This is a genomic window from Aeromonas genomosp. paramedia (assembly GCF_023093515.1).
Lineage (GTDB): Bacteria > Pseudomonadota > Gammaproteobacteria > Enterobacterales > Aeromonadaceae > Aeromonas.
This window is the reverse complement of record NZ_JAAROG010000011.1, coordinates 38,036-53,567: the sequence shown is the minus strand read 5'-3', so window position 1 is coordinate 53,567 and position 15,532 is coordinate 38,036. Positions and strand designations below refer to the sequence as shown.

The following is a 15,532-nucleotide window of genomic DNA, read 5'->3' as shown; positions in this document are numbered from 1 at the left end:
ATTCCGACCCCTGTGGTACTATGTCGCCCCTCTTTTGGGTCAGCGAGACGGCACTGTGCACGACAATACCTACCTTCCCGAACACTTCCTGCGTCATATCGCGGACATTATGCCGGCCCATCTCTCCATGGATGCGTTCGTGGCGAGCTGTCGGCGGCCGCTGCGGCGCAGCATCCGGGTCAACACCCTCAAGATCTCCGTGCCCGACTTCGTGACACGCATGTCGCCACTGGGCTGGCAGCTGGATCCCGTGCCCTGGTGCGAGACCGGCTTCTGGCTGACCCGGGCCGACGAGAGCGTGCCCCTTGGCAACACCGCCGAGCACCTGTGCGGCCTCTTCTACATCCAGGAGGCGAGCTCCATGCTGCCGGTGACGGCGCTCTTTGCCAGCGAGCGGATAAAGCTCGATGGCATGCTGCTGGATGCGGCGGCGGCGCCCGGCTCAAAGACTACCCAGGTAGCGGCCCTGATGGACAACCAGGGCATGCTGGTTGCCAACGAGTTTTCCAGCAGCCGGCTCAAGGTGCTGAGCGCCAATATCCAGCGCTGTGGCGTGACCAACGTGGGCATGACCCATTTCGATGCCAAGGTGTTTGGCCAGTGGTTGCCGGAAACCTTCGATGCCATCCTGCTCGATGCCCCCTGCTCGGGGGAAGGCACGGTGCGCAAGGATGAAGATGCCCTGCGCAACTGGAGTCTCGAGAGCATCGAGGAGATTGCCGCTGTGCAGCAAGGGCTGCTGGAGAGTGCCTTCCACGCCCTCAAACCCGGTGGCGTGCTGGTCTACTCCACCTGCACCCTGAGCCTGCAGGAGAACCAGGCGGTCTGTCAGTCGCTGCAAGAGAAGTTCGGCGACGCCCTGAGCGTCGACTCCCTGGCCTCTCTCTTCCCCGGTGCCGGGCAGGCCTGCACCCCAGAGGGTTACCTGCATGTCTGGCCCCAGATCTTTGACAGCGAGGGCTTCTTCGTCGCCAGGATCAGCAAGCATCACTCAGTGCCCAACACCATGTTCAAGCCGGGCAAGCTCGGCAAGTTCCCCTTCTCCCCTCTGCCGGCGAAAGAGGCCGAGCCCATGTTGCGGGAGATAGAGGCGAGCTTCGGGGTCGCTGCGCGGGGCCAGCTGTTTGGCCGCAATGGCGAGATCTGGCTCTTCCCCCACGCCTTCGAGCAGGTGCAGGGCAAGCTGCGCTTCGATCGTATCGGCATCAAGCTGGCGGAAACCTTCAAGAAGGGTTATCGCCTCACCCACGAATGGGCGCTGGCCTATGGCAGCCTGGCCACCCGGGGATGTGTCGAGCTGGATGCCGCCAACGGGCGTGAATTCATGATGGGACGGGATGTCTGGCCCGAGCTGGCCCCGGGAACGGGGGAAGTGATCGTCCGCTATCAGGGTTACCCGCTTGGGATGGGGAAATGGGTCGGGAGCCGCATCAAGAATGCCCTGCCCCGTGAGCTGGTGCGGGACAACAACCTGTTCAACGAGTGAGATGCTGACGGCCATTTCAAGGACTGACACCTGTTCGAGTCTGGAAAACCCACACTCTGGTTGAACTTTTAGTCACTTCTTGAAATGCCTCGCGCCTTGTCTAAGCTTAAGGCAATCCGCCTATCAATTAGCGCACGGCTCTGCAAGGAGCCAATTCCCCTATGCCAGGTACAAGGAATTCGTACCTGGCTTTTTTTATTCGCTGATCTCCGCGAGTGCTTTCTCCTGTCTCCCCTGGGGCACCAGCTCGTGCTGGTACAGCAGATCGATCGCCTGCTCGATGAGGGAAGCCTGATTGTCTTCCAGGTGCTGACCGAGCTCTTGCAACCGCTCGGCGTGGCGATTGCTGATCCAGCATTGCAGCCTGCTGTGGGTCTCCTGCTTGCGTTTCACGTGTTGGCGTTGCCGCTCGGCATTGTCTTGCGCCACATTCATCTTCATTTCCTGGCTCATATGACCTTGCTAAATAAGAGAGTGGGGTTTGTTATCTCTCACTCTGGAGGGCGCCGGAATGACACTCCCCTGTCAGGGGTGAGAGCCGCCTTCTGAGCCTGGCTCATTTCCCTTAATGGTGACCCTTCACCGGCACAGCGTCGGGGTGCGAGAAATATATCATCAAATCAATCAGATAGCATTTAACATAAAAAATGCTTAGACGCGGTTATCTTACAGCAAGCCTGCGAGGGCATGATCGGAGAACTTGTGCGCATCGTCGAAATACTCCTGCAGGGTACGCATGTCCTTGTGCCGTGTCACCTCGATGATCTTGTTCATCGGCTTGCCCGCGGTCACCGCCGAGGTGATGAAGCCTCGGCGCAGGCTGTGGCCACTGACATAGAGATCGTCGATGACCTGGCCGGTTCGCCGCTTGATCATCAGGTTGATGCCCTGCGGCCCCAGGGGATCTGCGGTGAGCTGCCCCCAGCGGGTCATGCGGCGAAACAGCGGGCCCTGGCTTATGCGGCTCGCTTTCAACCAGCGGCCGAGGGCGGTTACCGGGCAATAGTGCTTGCCGGGAATGAGCGCGATTTCGGTTTCATGGAGTTGATGCTTGCTCGGCTTGAGCCGGAGCCGGATCCCCTGCCCCACGAAGTCGAGATCGCCCACTTCGATACGAGCCGCCTCCGAACGGCGCAGGGCACCGCTGAACATCAAGAGCAGCAGGGTGTGATCCCGCAGCCCCGCCAGGGAGGAGGTGTCTATCTCGTCGAGCACCCGGGTCAGGGGTTGCAGGGTCAGGGCTCCCGTCTTGCGTTTGCGGTTATCCCCGAGGCGAACTATGCCCCGCATCATCTCCTTTATTTCCGCATGCTCGGTCGGCATGGGATGAATGCCCTTCTGCTTGAAGGCATAGCGGATGCCGGCGAGCCGCCGCACCAGGGTGGCCGGTTTTCGAGGTTCCCCGTTGCGCAGCTCCCCCTCCTCTTTATCCAGCCATACCCAGTCCGCCAATATGCCGTCAGCCTGATCTGCCAAAAAGTTCATGATGTCGTGATGGCTGGTTTGTAGCGGATCCAGCCCATGCAACTGGCACCAGAATACGAAGATACGGGTGTCTGCCTGATAGGCATTGAGGGTGGAATCCGCTTTTGCGCTGCGCAGGAAACGCCGCGCCCGGCTATTGAGCGCAGGATCGAATACCGTCTGCAGTGACTGATGAGCAGGTGGTGAAATGGTTGGATAGGCCACGTAAGTCTATGATTCGATATGGAGTTTAGGAGGATCTTACAGGATCTTTCAGATCCATCAAGTATCGATAATGAATATTATCGATACTTATAGGGTATTGATTCAATGCCTCCAGCCTCCCGGAGATAATAAGCAGGCTCGCTCTATATTCGGAGAAGACGTTATCCAGAAGATGGATCTGTATCGGATATTGAGTGAGAGATAACGAGGTGGGTAATTGATATTGCCGGGGATAATCAGGCTGATGATTTTAAATAAAGAGCCCCGTCTGTCGGGGCTCCTTGGGGTTATTTTTTCGCCAGCTTGAATAGCTCAAAGAAATTGTGGCTGGTGGCCTCTGCCAATTCGGCCAGCGATATCTGCCGCAGATCGGCAATAAATTGCGCGACGTCTCGCACGAAGGCGGGCTCGTTCTCCCTCCCCCGGTGAGGAACGGGGGCAAGATACGGAGAGTCCGTCTCTATCAACAATCGCTCCAGTGGCAGTGCCTTGACCACGGCCTGCAGTGCCGAGGCATTCTTGAAGGTGGCTATCCCCGAGATGGAGATGTAAAAGCCCATCTCCATGGCTGCCTGGGCCATCTCGAGAGATTCGGTGAAACAGTGCAGCACGCCCCCCACCTGTTCGGCCCCCTCTTCGCGCATGATCTGCAAGGTGTCTTGCTGGGCATCCCGGGTGTGGATGATGAGGGGCTTGTTCAATGCCCGGGCTACCCGGATATGTTCCCGGAAGGAGGCTTGCTGTACCTCTTTGTTTTCCGGCGAATAGAAGTAGTCAAGCCCGGTTTCGCCTATGGCCACCACTCTCTCATCCGCCGCCTGGGTCAGCAGCAAGGGGGCATCCACACCGGGATCCTGATTGAGCGGGTGGACGCCACAGGAGGCAAACACCTGGGGATAAGGAGCGATCGCCGCCAGCATGGACGGGAACTGCGCCTGGGTCACGCTGACGCAGAGAAAGTATCCCACATCCAGTTTCGCGGCCTTGGCCAAGACATCGGCCATGTCGGTCTGCTTGCTGCCGTAGCTGAGACGGTCGAGATGGCAATGGGAATCAACGAGTAACATAGACAACCTTGTATCTTGTCATAACCAGCGATTGAGCCAGTTCATCAGATGGATGGTGGGATTGGAGAGCTGACCCGGCTGGCAGGCGGCTTTCAGGGCGACGAGCTGCTGCTCCGCCTCCAGCAATCTTTCGCTGGAGTGGCGCTCGGCCAGCTGCTCGCTGAGGACGGCCAGATCCGGCATCGCCAGCTGGTGATGGCCACAGCCCGCCTGGGTCTTGAGGGCATCGCACAGGAAGAGTTGCAACCAGTGCAACCTGATCTGGCTCTCCTCCGCCAGCTGGGAGCAGACACTCGCCGCCCTGGTCGGTGTCTGCGACAGGGAGATGAAGCTCTCGAGCAGCGTCCGTCTGGCCCCATCCTGCTGCTCTTCGAGGTAACTGAGTACCCGAAGCGGCGCCCCCTGACAGATCCGCACCTGGGCCTGGGTGGCCTGATGACCCTGTTCACTCAGCCAGCTCAGGGTCTCCCCCTCCGTCGGCAGCTGACAGACATGCTTGTGACAACGGCTGAGGATGGTGGGCAGCAGGCGAGAAACCTGAGATGCGATCAGCAACAACAGACTGTCGCCGGCCGGCTCTTCCAGGGTTTTCAACAGGGCGTTGGCGGCGGACTCCGTCATCCGCTCCGCGTCCGGAATGATCACCACCTTGCCGCGCCCCAGCTGGGAGGTGCTCTGCAGGCGGCCGCAGATCTCGCGAATCGCCTCGACCCCTATGCTCTTGCTGTCGGCGCTAATAGTGCCGAGATCCGGATGATGGCCCTTGTCGAACAACTGGCAGGCGTGGCAGTGACCGCAGGGTTCACCGTGATCCGGCTGCTGGCATAGGTGCAGGCGCGCCAATCGTTCCGCAAGCTGCTCCTTGCCAAGGCCGGGATCCCCGAGCAGCAGCCAGGCGTGGCCCAGGCGACCGGCCTGGGCGGTCTGGCTCAGGGCCTGCCAGTCCGGGATCAGCCAGGGATACATAGGGTGCTGTCCAGTGCAGCCTCGATGGCGGCCTTGACCCGATCCGGCGTCTGGCTAGCGTCGATAACCAGTATGCTGTCATCCCTGGCCGCAAGTTCCAGGTAGCGGGCGCGGGTGCGCTCAAAGAAGCTGAGTTGCTCCAGCTCAATCCTGTCGAGCTCGCCGCGATGGCGGGCACGTTGCAGACCGAGGGCGGGATCGATATCGAGGTAGAGGGTCAGATCCGGCTTGAAGTCGCCGAGCACCGCCTGCTTGATGGCGCCGATGAGCTGGGCATCGATGCCGCGACCGCCCCCCTGATAGGCCTGGGAGGAGAGATCGTGGCGATCACCCACCACCCAGATGCCCTCGGCCAGTGCCGGCTTGATCCGGGTCTCCACCAGTTGCACCCGGGAGGCGTACATCAGCAGCAATTCGGCTTCTATGGTGAGGCGCTCGTCGTGCACCTCCTTGACGATAGCGCGCATCCGCTCGGCCAGCGGCGTACCACCCGGCTCTCGAGTGCACTCGATCCGATCGATGCCGTGGTGTTGCAGATAGTCTGTGACGTAACGTACGGCAGAGCTCTTTCCTGCCCCTTCCAAACCTTCAATAACAATAAATTTAGACATTAGGGTTTCTTCAATATGTATTCGCGAACCGCCCGATTGTGTTCATCGAGGGTCTTGGAGAAATAGTGGGCCCCGCCCCCCTTGGCGACGAAATAGAGATAGTCGGTCGACTTGGGGTTGAGCGCCGCCTCGATGGAGGCCTTGCCCGGCATGGCGATGGGGGTCGGCGGCAAGCCATCGATCACATAGGTGTTGTAGGGGTTCACATCGGTGAGATCGCTGCGGCGAATATTGCCATCGTAGCGATCCTTCACCCCGTAGATGACGGTGGGATCTGTCTGCAGCTTCATGCCAAGGCGCAGCCGATTGACGAACACGGAAGCGATCTGCGCCCGCTCGTCCGGTTGGCCTGTCTCCTTCTCGATGATGGAGGCCATGATGAGCGCCTCATAGGGCGTCTTGTAGGGCAGATTGGCCTGCCGCTTCTCCCAGCACTCCTGCAGGAAGGCTTTCATGTCCTGATAGGCACGGCGCAGGATGGAGATGTCGCTGGCATGGGTGGTGTAGGCGTAGGTTTCCGGCAGGAACCAGCCCTCCAGCTTGCCGTTGTCGATGCCAAGCTCCTGCGCCAGCTCGGTCTCGCTCTGCTCCACGGTCAGCCGCTCCAGGTAAGGGGCGCTCGAGAGCTGCTTCAACCAGTCCTCGAAACGGGAACCCTCGACAAAGGTCAGGCTGAAATGAAACTCCTTGCCGGAGGCAAACAGGGAGAGGGTCTCCTTGAGCGGGGCCCCTTCCTTGATCTCATAGGTACCAGACTTGATGGCGACCAGTTCGGGGTGGCCACGCAGCCAGAGCCGCACCGCCCAGGGGCTGGTTTCCCCCTCCCCCAGTTCGGCAATCAGGCGCGCCGCATGGGCGCCTTTTTCGACGGTAAAGAGGCGCGTCGGCCCCTTGTTGGTGAGCGTTTCCACCTCTTGCCATTTGTAATACACATAACCCCCGGCGGCGGCAACGGTCAGGGCTGCCCCCGCGAGCAGGGTGTAGAGCCGATTAAACTTCAATGACCAAACGCTCCTGTAAACGGCGGATCAATACCGGGCTGGGATAATGCACATCCCCAATGCTGGTGACCGGCACTATGCCCATCAGGGTATTGGTCAACCAGACTTCTTCGGCCTGCCACAGTGACTCCAGCGGAGCCTCCACGACACGCAGTTCAATGCCCATCTGTTTAAGCATCATGATCACGCGCTTGCGCATGATGCCATCTATCCCTGCGCGGGTGAGATCCGGTGTGAACACCGTCTTGCCACGACGCCAAAACAGATTCGCGCTGACTCCTTCTACCAGAAATCCACGGCTGTTCAATACTATACCTTCGACCCCGCCCCGCACGGCAAGTTCGCTTTTGAGCAGAACTTGTTCCAGACGGCCCAGGGTCTTGAGCCCTGCCAGCATGGGAGCATCGCCGAGTTGTTGCTGACAGACCAGGGCGGCGATGCCGTTTTGCTGCCAGCCAAGGTAGTGGTCCGGGTATGGTGACAGGGAGACGATACGGGTGGGCGTATTGCATCCCGCGCCATCATAGCCCCGTCCCCCGCTGCCACGGGTCAGCACTATCTTGGCGACAGCCTGCGTCTGCCCTGCTGCCAATTGCGCCACCTCGGTGGCCAGGGTCTCCCAGGGAAGTTCCGCAAACCCGAGCCTGGCGCAGGCATGCTGCAACCTGGCCAGGTGTGCCGGCCACCAGACCACTTCACCCTGCTTCACCAGCATGGTGGTGAAATGGCCGTCCCCGTATGCCAGCCCTCTATCCCTGGCGGACACTGCTTCTGTCGGTATTCCATTAATCAGCAAGGGGATCCCTCCGATAAAAAAGGCCCGATACAGTCGTATCGGGCCTTATCATTTCGCCCAAAGCGAATTATACGCGTTTGAAGATCAGGGAGCCATTGGTGCCGCCGAAACCAAACGAATTGGAGAGGGCATATTCAAACTGGCCGGGTTTGGCCACATGGGGCACCAGATCCAGATCGCACTCTTCATCCGGGTTGTCCAGGTTGATGGTGGGCGGTGCTACCTGATCGCGCAGGGCCAACACAGTGATGATCGCCTCGATGGCCCCCGCCGCCCCCAGCAGGTGGCCGGTCATGGACTTGGTGGAGCTGATCATCAGGGCGCTGGCATGTTCGCCAAACACCTCTTTCATGCCACGCAACTCGGCCACATCCCCCAGCGGGGTGGAGGTGCCGTGGGCATTGATGTAACCGATCGCCTCCGGCGCTATGCCGGCATCCTTGATGGCATTCTTCATGGCGCGAGCGCCACCGTTGCCATCGGAGGGAGGGGCCGTCATGTGGTAGGCGTCGCCGCTCATGCCAAAGCCAACCAGCTCGGCATAGATCTTGGCGCCACGGGCCTTGGCGTGTTCGTACTCTTCCAGCACCAGTACCCCGGCGCCATCACCCAGCACGAAACCGTCGCGATCCTTGTCCCAGGGACGGCTCGCCTTCTGCGGCTCGTCGTTGCGGGTAGAGAGCGCCTTGGCCGCCGCAAAGCCGCCCATCCCCATGGGGGTGGAGGCTTTCTCGGTGCCACCGGCGACCATCACGTCCGCATCACCGTAGGCGATCATCCGGCCGGCCATGCCGATGGCGTGGGTGCCCGTGGTGCACGCCGTGGTCACGGCGATGTTCGGGCCCTGCAGCCCCTTCATGATGGAGAGATGACCGGACACCATATTGATGATGGTGGATGGCACGAAGAAGGGGCTCAGCTTGCGCGGGCCGCCGTTGACGAGGCTGCTGTGGTTCTGCTCGATGAGACCCAGGCCGCCGATGCCGGAACCGATGGCCACGCCGACCCGCTCCGCATTCTCTTCGTTGATGACGAGGCCGGAATCATCCAGTGCCTGCACCCCCGCCGCCACGCCGTACTGGATGAAGAGATCCATCTTGCGGGCTTCTTTGCGGTTGATGCCGTATTGTTCGGGATCGAACTCTTTGACCAGGCCTGCGAAACGGGTCGCAAACTCGCTGGCATCAAAGTGATCGATGAGAGAAATGCCGCTCTGCCCGTTGAGCAGGGCTTGCCAGCTGGATTCGGCAGTATTGCCCACAGGGGAAAGCATCCCCAGGCCGGTTACCACGACTCTGCGTTTTGACACTGAGCTAGTCTCCGAGAGGTATTTTGAAAGGGAGTAAACATAAAAGAAGCGGCCCTTGGGCCGCTTCTTTCAGAACAGGAACTTATTCCTGATTAGCGGTGATGTAGTCGATGGCCGCTTGAACAGTGGTGATCTTCTCGGCTTCTTCATCAGGAATTTCGGTATCGAATTCTTCTTCCAGCGCCATTACCAGTTCAACGGTATCCAAAGAGTCAGCGCCCAGGTCGTCGACGAAGGAGGCAGCGTTCTTGACGTCTTCCTCTTTAACACCCAGTTGTTCGATGATGATTTTCTTTACGCGTTCTTCGATGTTGCTCATGACCTGAATTTTCCTTTAAAAATACGCTATTGCGTCTGGTTGGGGTAGTGTATTCAATTGACGTGAGTTTGCAAGTGACTTGCCGCTGGTCAAACCACGAAATTCGCCAAACTTCGGCGTACTATCGCAAATTTGAACAGATCTCACGACAAATTGATTACACCATGTACATCCCGCCATTAACATGCAGGGTTTCGCCGGTGATATAGGCAGCGTCGTCAGACGCCAAGAATACCACAGCGGCAGCAATTTCTTTCGGATCACCCAAACGGGCGGCAGGCACCTGATTCATGATGCCGGCACGCTGTTCTTCATTGAGCGCCTTGGTCATGTCGGTTTCGATGAAACCGGGGGCCACCGCATTCACCGTGATGCCACGGGAAGCCACTTCACGGGCCAATGACTTGGTAAAGCCCACCAGGCCCGCCTTGGCGGCAGCATAGTTGACCTGACCGGCGTTGCCCATGGTACCGACCACGGAACCGATGCTGATGATGCGACCATGGCGCTTCTTCATCATGGCACGCAACACCGGCTTGCTCAGACGGTACAGGGAGGTGAGATTGGTGTCGATGATCTCGTTCCACTCGTCATCCTTCATCCGCATCAACAGGTTATCGCGGGTGATACCGGCGTTGTTGATCAGGATGTCGATGTCGCCAAAACGTTCCTTGATGGCGGCAAAGACGGTTTCGATGGATTCCTGGCTGGTCACGTTCAGTGCCATCCCGCAGCCCTGCTCACCCAGATAGGCGCTGATGGCCTCGGCACCGCTCTCGCTGGTCGCGGTTCCCACCACTTTCGCGCCACGGGCCGCAAAAGTTTCGGCAATCGCACGACCAATGCCACGGCTGGCGCCGGTGACCAGCACAACTTTATCGGTAAAACTCATGTCTTGCTCCTGTTTATTTGACTTGGGCCAGGGCCTGCTCGAAAGAGGCGACATCGTTGGCGTGAATGCCTTCCACGCGCGGGTCGATGCGCTTGGCCAGCCCGGTCAACACCTTGCCCGGTCCCATCTCGATCTCGAGGGTGACGCCGTCGTTTGCCATCCGCTCGACCGTCTCGGTCCAACGGACCGGGCTGAACAGCTGGCGCACCAGGGCTTGCTTGATGGCGGCCGGATCCTGTTCACAGGAGACGTCGACATTATTGATGACTGCGATGGTTGGAACCTTGATCTCGATCCCATCCAGCGCGGCGGCCAGTTTTTCGGCTGCGGGTTTCATCAGGGCGCAGTGGGAAGGCACCGAGACCGGCAGCGGCAGTGCACGCTTGGCGCCTGACTCTTTCATCAGCACGTTGGCACGCTCGACCGCTTCCTTGTGACCGGCGATGACCACCTGGCCCGGGGAGTTGAAGTTGACCGGAGAGACCACCTGGCCTTGCGCCGCTTTCTCGCAGTTGGCGGCGATGGAGTCGTTGTCCAGACCTATGATGGCGGCCATGGCGCCGGTGCCTTCCGGCACGGCTTCCTGCATGGCGAGGCCACGCAGTTCAACCAGCTTGACCGCATCGGCAAAGGCCAGGGCGCCGCTGCACACCAGGGCGGAATACTCTCCCAGGCTGTGACCGGCCATGACGGCGGGGGTTGCCCCACCCTGCTGTTGCCACAGGCGCCACAGGGCGACGGAGGCGGTCAGCAGTGCCGGCTGGGTGCGCCAGGTCTTGTTCAGATCCTCGGCAGGACCGTTCAATACCAGGGCAAACAGGTCATAACCCAGCACCTGGCTCGCCTCGGCGAAGGTCTCTTTAATCACGGCGTGTTGCTCGGCGAGCTCCGCCAGCATGCCGACGCTCTGGGAGCCTTGTCCCGGGAAGGCAATGGCAAATCGGGTCATCATTGATTCCTTTAAGGTAAGACGAAATCGGTAAGCGGGCGCCCGAGACTCGCGGCGCCGCTTGGTATCAGAGGCGAACCAGCGCCGAACCCCAGGCAAAACCGCCGCCGAAGGCTTCCAGCAATACTAGCTGGCCCGGTTTGATACGGCCGTCACGTACCCCTTCATCGAAGGCGATGGGCACGGAGGCGGCGGAGGTGTTGCCGTGGCGATCCAGGGTCAGGATCACCTTGTCGAGCCCCATGCCGAGTTTCTTGGCGGTGGCGTTGATGATGCGGAAATTGGCTTGATGCGGGACCAGCCAGTCCAGCTCGCTCGGAGCTATGTTGGCGGCAGCCAGGGTCTCGGTCACGATCTCGCTCAGGCGCGTCACCGCGACCTTGAAGACATCGTTGCCCTTCATGTACATGTAGGCTTCGAGCTCGGCCCCCGGCATGCCACGACGAGGCTGCGGCAACTTGAGCAGTTCGCCATAACGGCCGTCGGCATGCAGGTGGGTGGAGAGAATACCGGGCGTCTCGCTCGCCCCTATCACCACGGCCCCAGCCCCATCACCGAACAGTATGATGGTGCCCCTGTCTTCCGGATCGCACATGCGGGAGAGCACGTCGGCACCGACCACCAGGACGTGGCGAGCGGCGCCGGACTTGACGAACTGATCGGCAATGGAGAGCGCATAGGTGAAACCGGCGCAGGCCGCCGCCACGTCAAAGGCCGGGATCCCCGGAACCTCGAGCAGCCCCTGCAGTTCGCAGGCTGCGGCCGGGAAGGCGTTCTCGGCGCTGGTGGTCGCCAGCACTATCATGTCCAGATCGGCGGCGGTCAGACCCGCGGCATCCAACGCCCGCAAGGCCGCCTGATGAGACAGGGTCGCGACGCTCTCGTCGCTCCCGGCGATGCGGCGTTCACGGATCCCGGTACGTTCCACGATCCACTCGTCACTGGTTTCAACCATCTGCTCAAGGTCGGCGTTGGTACGAACCGAACTCGGCAGATAACTGCCAGTACCCAGAATTTTGCTATGCATAGAGTTTTATAAATCCCTGTCGGAAAAGACAGATTCAAGGCGATCTGCAATTTGCAATGGAAGTTGGTGTTTGGCTTCTTGTGCGGCCAGCAGAATCGCATGACACAGAGCGCGGCGCTCGGCCCGCCCATGGCTTTTTACCACAATGCCGCGCAATCCTAACAGACTCGCGCCATTATACTGGTCGGGGTTCAGGTAAGAAAAACGCCGTTTGAACATAAATCCGGCGAGTCGACCAAGAAAACTGCGTTTTTTGCGAGGATATCCGGCCAGTTCGGCCATCATTCGCACCACGCCCTCGGCGGTCTTGAGCGCCACGTTGCCGACGAAACCGTCACAGACGATGACGTCGCTGTCACCGCTGAAGATCCTGTCCCCCTCGATGAAACCAACAAAATTGAGCGCGGCGCACTGGCGCAACAACTCGGCACTGTGGCGTACCAGGTCATTGCCCTTGATCTCCTCCTCCCCCACGTTGAGCAGCGCCACCCGGGGGGACGCTATCCCCTCGACCTGCTCGGCCACGACGGAGCCCATCACCGCAAATTGCAGCAAGGTGTCGGCATCGCAGCTCACATTTGCCCCCAGATCCAGCATCACTGTGCGCTTTCCGCTCAATGTCGGCAGCGCCTTGATGAGGGCGGGCCTGTCGACCCCGGGCAGGGATTTGAGCACGCATTTGGCCATGGCCATCAGGGCACCGGTATTGCCGGCACTGACGCAGGCATCGGCCTCACCGGCTTTCACCAGATTGAGCACAACCCGCATGGAGGAGTCTTTCAGGGTACGCAGCGCCACGATCGGTTTTTCGCCCATGCCGACGACCTGGGAGGCATGTACGAGACGAACTCGGGGATGAGTCAGCAAGCCGTGTTGCTGCAACAGAGGGGCGATCAGGTGTTGGTCACCGACCAGAACAAGATTTAGTTGAGGCAGAAGAGACAGTGCCTGCACGGCGGCAGGCACTGTTTCAGAGGGGCCAATATCTCCCCCCATTATGTCTAGCGCGACAGTTTGCGTAGACAAAGGCAATCCTTAAGCGATTACCTTTTTACCGCGGTAGAAACCATCGGCAGTCACGTGGTGACGACGATGAATTTCGCCACTGGTCTGATCAACAGTCAGGGCTGCAGTGGTCAGCGCATCGTGGGAACGACGCATGCCACGCTTGGCGCGGGTTTTACGGTTCTGTTGTACGGCCATGGTAGGCTAACTCCTAAAATTCACTTACGTTTGAGCTCTTCAAGAACTGCAAAGGGATTCGGCCGCTCATCAGCAGGTTCGATATCACCCCAGGTCATCTCCATGTTTCCTCTGGGGCAGACATCCATGGGATGCATGGCCACCTGAGGCAACGAGAGGATGAGTTCATCCTCCAGGATTTGATGAAGATCTATCTCGCCGTTTTCGTCCAACTCAATGGGCTCATAAGCTTCCGGCAGCTCTTCCTCGTTTGTTCTCTCGAACAGCGGAGTGTAAATAAAACTAGCTTCACAAAGGTGTTCGAAAGCCTCTCCACAACGCTGGCAAACCAGGTCGACCTTGGCATGGGCAGTGCCTTTCATAACGGTCAACTTCTGGACATCTTTGCCAAACTGCAGAGTGACGTCCACATCACTTCGCAAGCCTTCGGTTGATGCTTCCAGTCTGGGCATCTGCGACTTTTCCACTATCCCGACATAATCGAGTAGCTTCAAGGCATTACGGACTGGATCAACCTTAACGGGCAACTTCACCTTTTGCATAGGGCGCGAATATTATAGGTCCAACAAGGGATAGTCAAAGGAAAAAGTCCTTACCGCCGATGATTTTACCTGCACAAGCCCCTGCATGCAGGAACTTGTGTTCATCGGTGGCCGATTATGCCATAAACCGCAGGATCCCGCACAGGATCCTGTACCGTCATCCCCCTTGGTCAGGAACGCGGGATCAGTGCGCCCTTTATGCCTTGCACGTCCCTCCCCCATCCCGTACCCCGCTCACCCGGCACCCGGCTTGACCTTCTTACCGGATTCAGGGCGTGGCAGGACAGCCTCCGCCACCGAACAACTGTTGCCGAGGCGCGGCTCTGGGTTGGGCCTCCATCAGGCGGCGTATGGCCTGAAAGCTGCCCAACGCCGCCTTGATGGCCATCGGATTGACCAGCCAGCCCGGCAAATGGCGGCCCGGGTTGGTATGGCTTTCGAGCCTGATCAGGGTGCTGCCATCGCGTTGTGGCAGCGCCTCCCAGCGACCGGCACTCTCCCGGATCCGGTACAGACCCGGGCGGGGCGCCAGGGCGTCCGGCTCGGCCCACACCTCCAGCACCAGCGCGCAACCGGCCCGCCTGATCAGATGGGAGCGCGTGATGAGCTCCCTGTCCTGCACCGGCCAAGGGGACGCCAGGCGGGTGTAAACCAGGTCATCATCGGGGCCGGATCTTGCCAGCAGCCGCACCTCGCGACTGGACGGCAACCACTCCCGATGGCGCGCCGTGTCTCGCAGCACGGCCAGCAACGCCATGGGATCCGCCTTGACCCGCATCTCCAGGCGCAAGGCCAGAAAGGGGGACGGAGGACGTGCCTGGGTCCAGAGCTGTACGCCGCCCTCCCCCTTTTCTGGCTGCCACTCCTGTCCCCAGCTCGCGAGGGAGAGCAGCATCAGGGCCAGCACACCGTATCTTGTCATGTCGCACTCCTGCCCCATCAACCTCTGTTACGCCGCGCTCGGGTCGCCAGCATGTCGTCGGTTTTTTCGTGGTAAACCCAGGCCAGCACACGGGCGCTCGGGGTGGTTTGCGTGGGCCTTCTGCCACAGTTAGAATCAACCAATTGATTTATAAATGGATATCATCAACACATGCAGACCACTCTGATCCTCGCCTCCACTTCCCGCTATCGCAAGGCGCTGCTGGAAAAACTCGGCCTGCCGTTCCAATGTGCCTCCCCCGAGGTCGATGAAACCCCGCTGCCCGGGGAGTCGGCCGACGCACTGGTCAGCCGCCTGGCCCATGCCAAGGCGAGCGCCATCGCCCGCCAACATGATCAGGGGCTGATCATAGGCTCGGATCAGGTGTGCGTCTGTGACGGCCGCATCCTCGGCAAACCCGGCACTGTGGATAATGCGGTGGCGCAGCTGATGATGGCCCAGGGCAAGAGCATCACCTTTTATACCGGCCTGTGCGTACTCGATGCCGCAAATGGCCAGGCCGAGCAGCTAGTGGAGCCCTTCACCGTGCATTTTCGCTCCCTGGACGAGGCGGCCCTGCGCCGTTATGTGGCGGCGGAGCTGCCCCTCGATTGCGCCGGCAGCTTCAAGTGCGAGGGCATGGGGATCATGTTGTTCAAGGGGCTGGAAGGGCGGGATCCCAACGCCCTGATCGGCCTGCCCCTGATCGGCCTGATCGAGCTGCTGGCGCGCCACGGCCTCAATCTGCCCTGA

The 15,532-nt window shown here is 59.9% G+C and carries 18 protein-coding genes; 2 read left to right on the top strand and 16 right to left on the bottom strand.

Translation table 11 applies throughout. The features are described 5' to 3' along the window. The first annotated feature begins 55 nt into the window (after window positions 1–55). On the top strand, window positions 56–1,486 hold the full coding sequence (rsmF, locus tag HB860_RS06780) for a 16S rRNA (cytosine(1407)-C(5))-methyltransferase RsmF (RefSeq protein ID WP_247626144.1): 1,431 nt from the start codon (window positions 56–58) through the stop codon (window positions 1,484–1,486). 195 nt (window positions 1,487–1,681) lie between these two features. On the opposite strand, the gene HB860_RS06775 is transcribed toward rsmF, so the two are convergent. The 16 genes from HB860_RS06775 to HB860_RS06700 form a co-directional block, all read right to left on the bottom strand. Next, on the bottom strand, window positions 1,682–1,939 hold the full coding sequence (locus tag HB860_RS06775; RefSeq protein ID WP_247626143.1) for a RepB family protein: 258 nt from the start codon (window positions 1,937–1,939) through the stop codon (window positions 1,682–1,684). A gap of 213 nt (window positions 1,940–2,152) precedes the next feature. Next, the gene (locus HB860_RS06770) at window positions 2,153–3,175 is read right to left on the bottom strand and encodes a site-specific integrase (protein WP_432612672.1); all 1,023 of its coding nucleotides are present in this window, start codon (window positions 3,173–3,175) and stop codon (window positions 2,153–2,155) included. Window positions 3,176–3,462: 287 nt separating this feature from the next. After that, on the bottom strand, window positions 3,463–4,242 hold the full coding sequence (locus HB860_RS06765) for a TatD family hydrolase (RefSeq protein ID WP_139434493.1): 780 nt from the start codon (window positions 4,240–4,242) through the stop codon (window positions 3,463–3,465). A gap of 18 nt (window positions 4,243–4,260) precedes the next feature. Then, window positions 4,261–5,208, bottom strand: a complete 948-nt coding sequence (holB, locus tag HB860_RS06760) for a DNA polymerase III subunit delta' (RefSeq protein WP_247626142.1) — start codon at window positions 5,206–5,208, stop codon at window positions 4,261–4,263. Next, window positions 5,193–5,819 carry a dTMP kinase gene (gene tmk, locus HB860_RS06755; RefSeq protein WP_247626141.1) on the bottom strand — a complete coding sequence of 209 codons (627 nt, stop codon included), beginning with the start codon at window positions 5,817–5,819 and terminating at the stop codon, window positions 5,193–5,195. The genes holB and tmk overlap by 16 nt, the downstream gene beginning before the upstream one ends. Next, window positions 5,819–6,820, bottom strand: a complete 1,002-nt coding sequence (gene mltG / locus HB860_RS06750; RefSeq protein WP_247626140.1) for an endolytic transglycosylase MltG — start codon at window positions 6,818–6,820, stop codon at window positions 5,819–5,821. Before mltG ends, tmk begins: the two co-directional genes overlap by 1 nt. Then, the gene (gene pabC / locus HB860_RS06745) at window positions 6,810–7,616 is read right to left on the bottom strand and encodes an aminodeoxychorismate lyase (RefSeq protein WP_247626139.1); all 807 of its coding nucleotides are present in this window, start codon (window positions 7,614–7,616) and stop codon (window positions 6,810–6,812) included. Before pabC ends, mltG begins: the two co-directional genes overlap by 11 nt. Before the next feature lie 67 nt (window positions 7,617–7,683). After that, the gene (fabF, locus tag HB860_RS06740; protein ID WP_025326982.1) at window positions 7,684–8,925 is read right to left on the bottom strand and encodes a beta-ketoacyl-ACP synthase II; all 1,242 of its coding nucleotides are present in this window, start codon (window positions 8,923–8,925) and stop codon (window positions 7,684–7,686) included. Between the two features lie 82 nt (window positions 8,926–9,007). Continuing rightward, window positions 9,008–9,244 carry an acyl carrier protein gene (gene acpP, locus HB860_RS06735; protein WP_005300909.1) on the bottom strand — a complete coding sequence of 79 codons (237 nt, stop codon included), beginning with the start codon at window positions 9,242–9,244 and terminating at the stop codon, window positions 9,008–9,010. A gap of 157 nt (window positions 9,245–9,401) precedes the next feature. Further along, window positions 9,402–10,136 (bottom strand): 3-oxoacyl-ACP reductase FabG, encoded by a 735-nt coding sequence (gene fabG, locus HB860_RS06730; RefSeq protein WP_025326981.1) that lies wholly within the window; start codon window positions 10,134–10,136, stop codon window positions 9,402–9,404. A 13-nt stretch (window positions 10,137–10,149) separates the two neighbouring features. After that, window positions 10,150–11,085, bottom strand: coding sequence for an ACP S-malonyltransferase (gene fabD / locus HB860_RS06725; RefSeq protein ID WP_247626138.1), 936 nt, complete (start codon window positions 11,083–11,085; stop codon window positions 10,150–10,152). A gap of 67 nt (window positions 11,086–11,152) precedes the next feature. Then, the gene (locus HB860_RS06720) at window positions 11,153–12,112 is read right to left on the bottom strand and encodes a beta-ketoacyl-ACP synthase III (RefSeq protein ID WP_139434511.1); all 960 of its coding nucleotides are present in this window, start codon (window positions 12,110–12,112) and stop codon (window positions 11,153–11,155) included. A gap of 6 nt (window positions 12,113–12,118) precedes the next feature. Next, complete coding sequence (gene plsX, locus HB860_RS06715; RefSeq protein ID WP_041205769.1) at window positions 12,119–13,138, bottom strand: phosphate acyltransferase PlsX; 1,020 nt, start codon at window positions 13,136–13,138, stop codon at window positions 12,119–12,121. A gap of 9 nt (window positions 13,139–13,147) precedes the next feature. Then, window positions 13,148–13,315, bottom strand: a complete 168-nt coding sequence (gene rpmF, locus HB860_RS06710) for a 50S ribosomal protein L32 (protein WP_005300935.1) — start codon at window positions 13,313–13,315, stop codon at window positions 13,148–13,150. A gap of 20 nt (window positions 13,316–13,335) precedes the next feature. Further along, window positions 13,336–13,857: a 23S rRNA accumulation protein YceD gene (gene yceD / locus HB860_RS06705; protein WP_025326977.1), complete on the bottom strand. Its 522-nt coding sequence runs from the start codon at window positions 13,855–13,857 to the stop codon at window positions 13,336–13,338. A gap of 268 nt (window positions 13,858–14,125) precedes the next feature. Beyond that, window positions 14,126–14,779: an START domain-containing protein gene (locus tag HB860_RS06700; RefSeq protein WP_241672727.1), complete on the bottom strand. Its 654-nt coding sequence runs from the start codon at window positions 14,777–14,779 to the stop codon at window positions 14,126–14,128. 171 nt (window positions 14,780–14,950) lie between these two features. On the opposite strand from HB860_RS06700, the gene HB860_RS06695 reads away from it, so the two are divergent. After that, window positions 14,951–15,532: a Maf family protein gene (locus HB860_RS06695; RefSeq protein WP_247626137.1), complete on the top strand. Its 582-nt coding sequence runs from the start codon at window positions 14,951–14,953 to the stop codon at window positions 15,530–15,532.

Excerpts from the sequence above, each read along its gene's own strand:
- HB860_RS06775 (WP_247626143.1), bottom strand. The coding sequence starts at position 1,939 with ATGAGCCAGGAAATGAAGATGAATGTGGCGCAAGACAATGCCGAGCGG.
- HB860_RS06765 (WP_139434493.1), bottom strand. The coding sequence starts at position 4,242 with ATGTTACTCGTTGATTCCCATTGCCATCTCGACCGTCTCAGCTACGGC.
- holB (WP_247626142.1), bottom strand. The coding sequence starts at position 5,208 with ATGTATCCCTGGCTGATCCCGGACTGGCAGGCCCTGAGCCAGACCGCC.
- tmk (WP_247626141.1), bottom strand. The coding sequence starts at position 5,819 with ATGTCTAAATTTATTGTTATTGAAGGTTTGGAAGGGGCAGGAAAGAGC.
- acpP (WP_005300909.1), bottom strand. The coding sequence starts at position 9,244 with ATGAGCAACATCGAAGAACGCGTAAAGAAAATCATCATCGAACAACTG.
- fabG (WP_025326981.1), bottom strand. The coding sequence starts at position 10,136 with ATGAGTTTTACCGATAAAGTTGTGCTGGTCACCGGCGCCAGCCGTGGC.
- fabD (WP_247626138.1), bottom strand. The coding sequence starts at position 11,085 with ATGACCCGATTTGCCATTGCCTTCCCGGGACAAGGCTCCCAGAGCGTC.
- HB860_RS06720 (WP_139434511.1), bottom strand. The coding sequence starts at position 12,112 with ATGCATAGCAAAATTCTGGGTACTGGCAGTTATCTGCCGAGTTCGGTT.
- rpmF (WP_005300935.1), bottom strand. The coding sequence starts at position 13,315 with ATGGCCGTACAACAGAACCGTAAAACCCGCGCCAAGCGTGGCATGCGT.
- yceD (WP_025326977.1), bottom strand. The coding sequence starts at position 13,857 with ATGCAAAAGGTGAAGTTGCCCGTTAAGGTTGATCCAGTCCGTAATGCC.
- HB860_RS06700 (WP_241672727.1), bottom strand. The coding sequence starts at position 14,779 with ATGACAAGATACGGTGTGCTGGCCCTGATGCTGCTCTCCCTCGCGAGC.
- HB860_RS06695 (WP_247626137.1), top strand. The coding sequence starts at position 14,951 with ATGCAGACCACTCTGATCCTCGCCTCCACTTCCCGCTATCGCAAGGCG.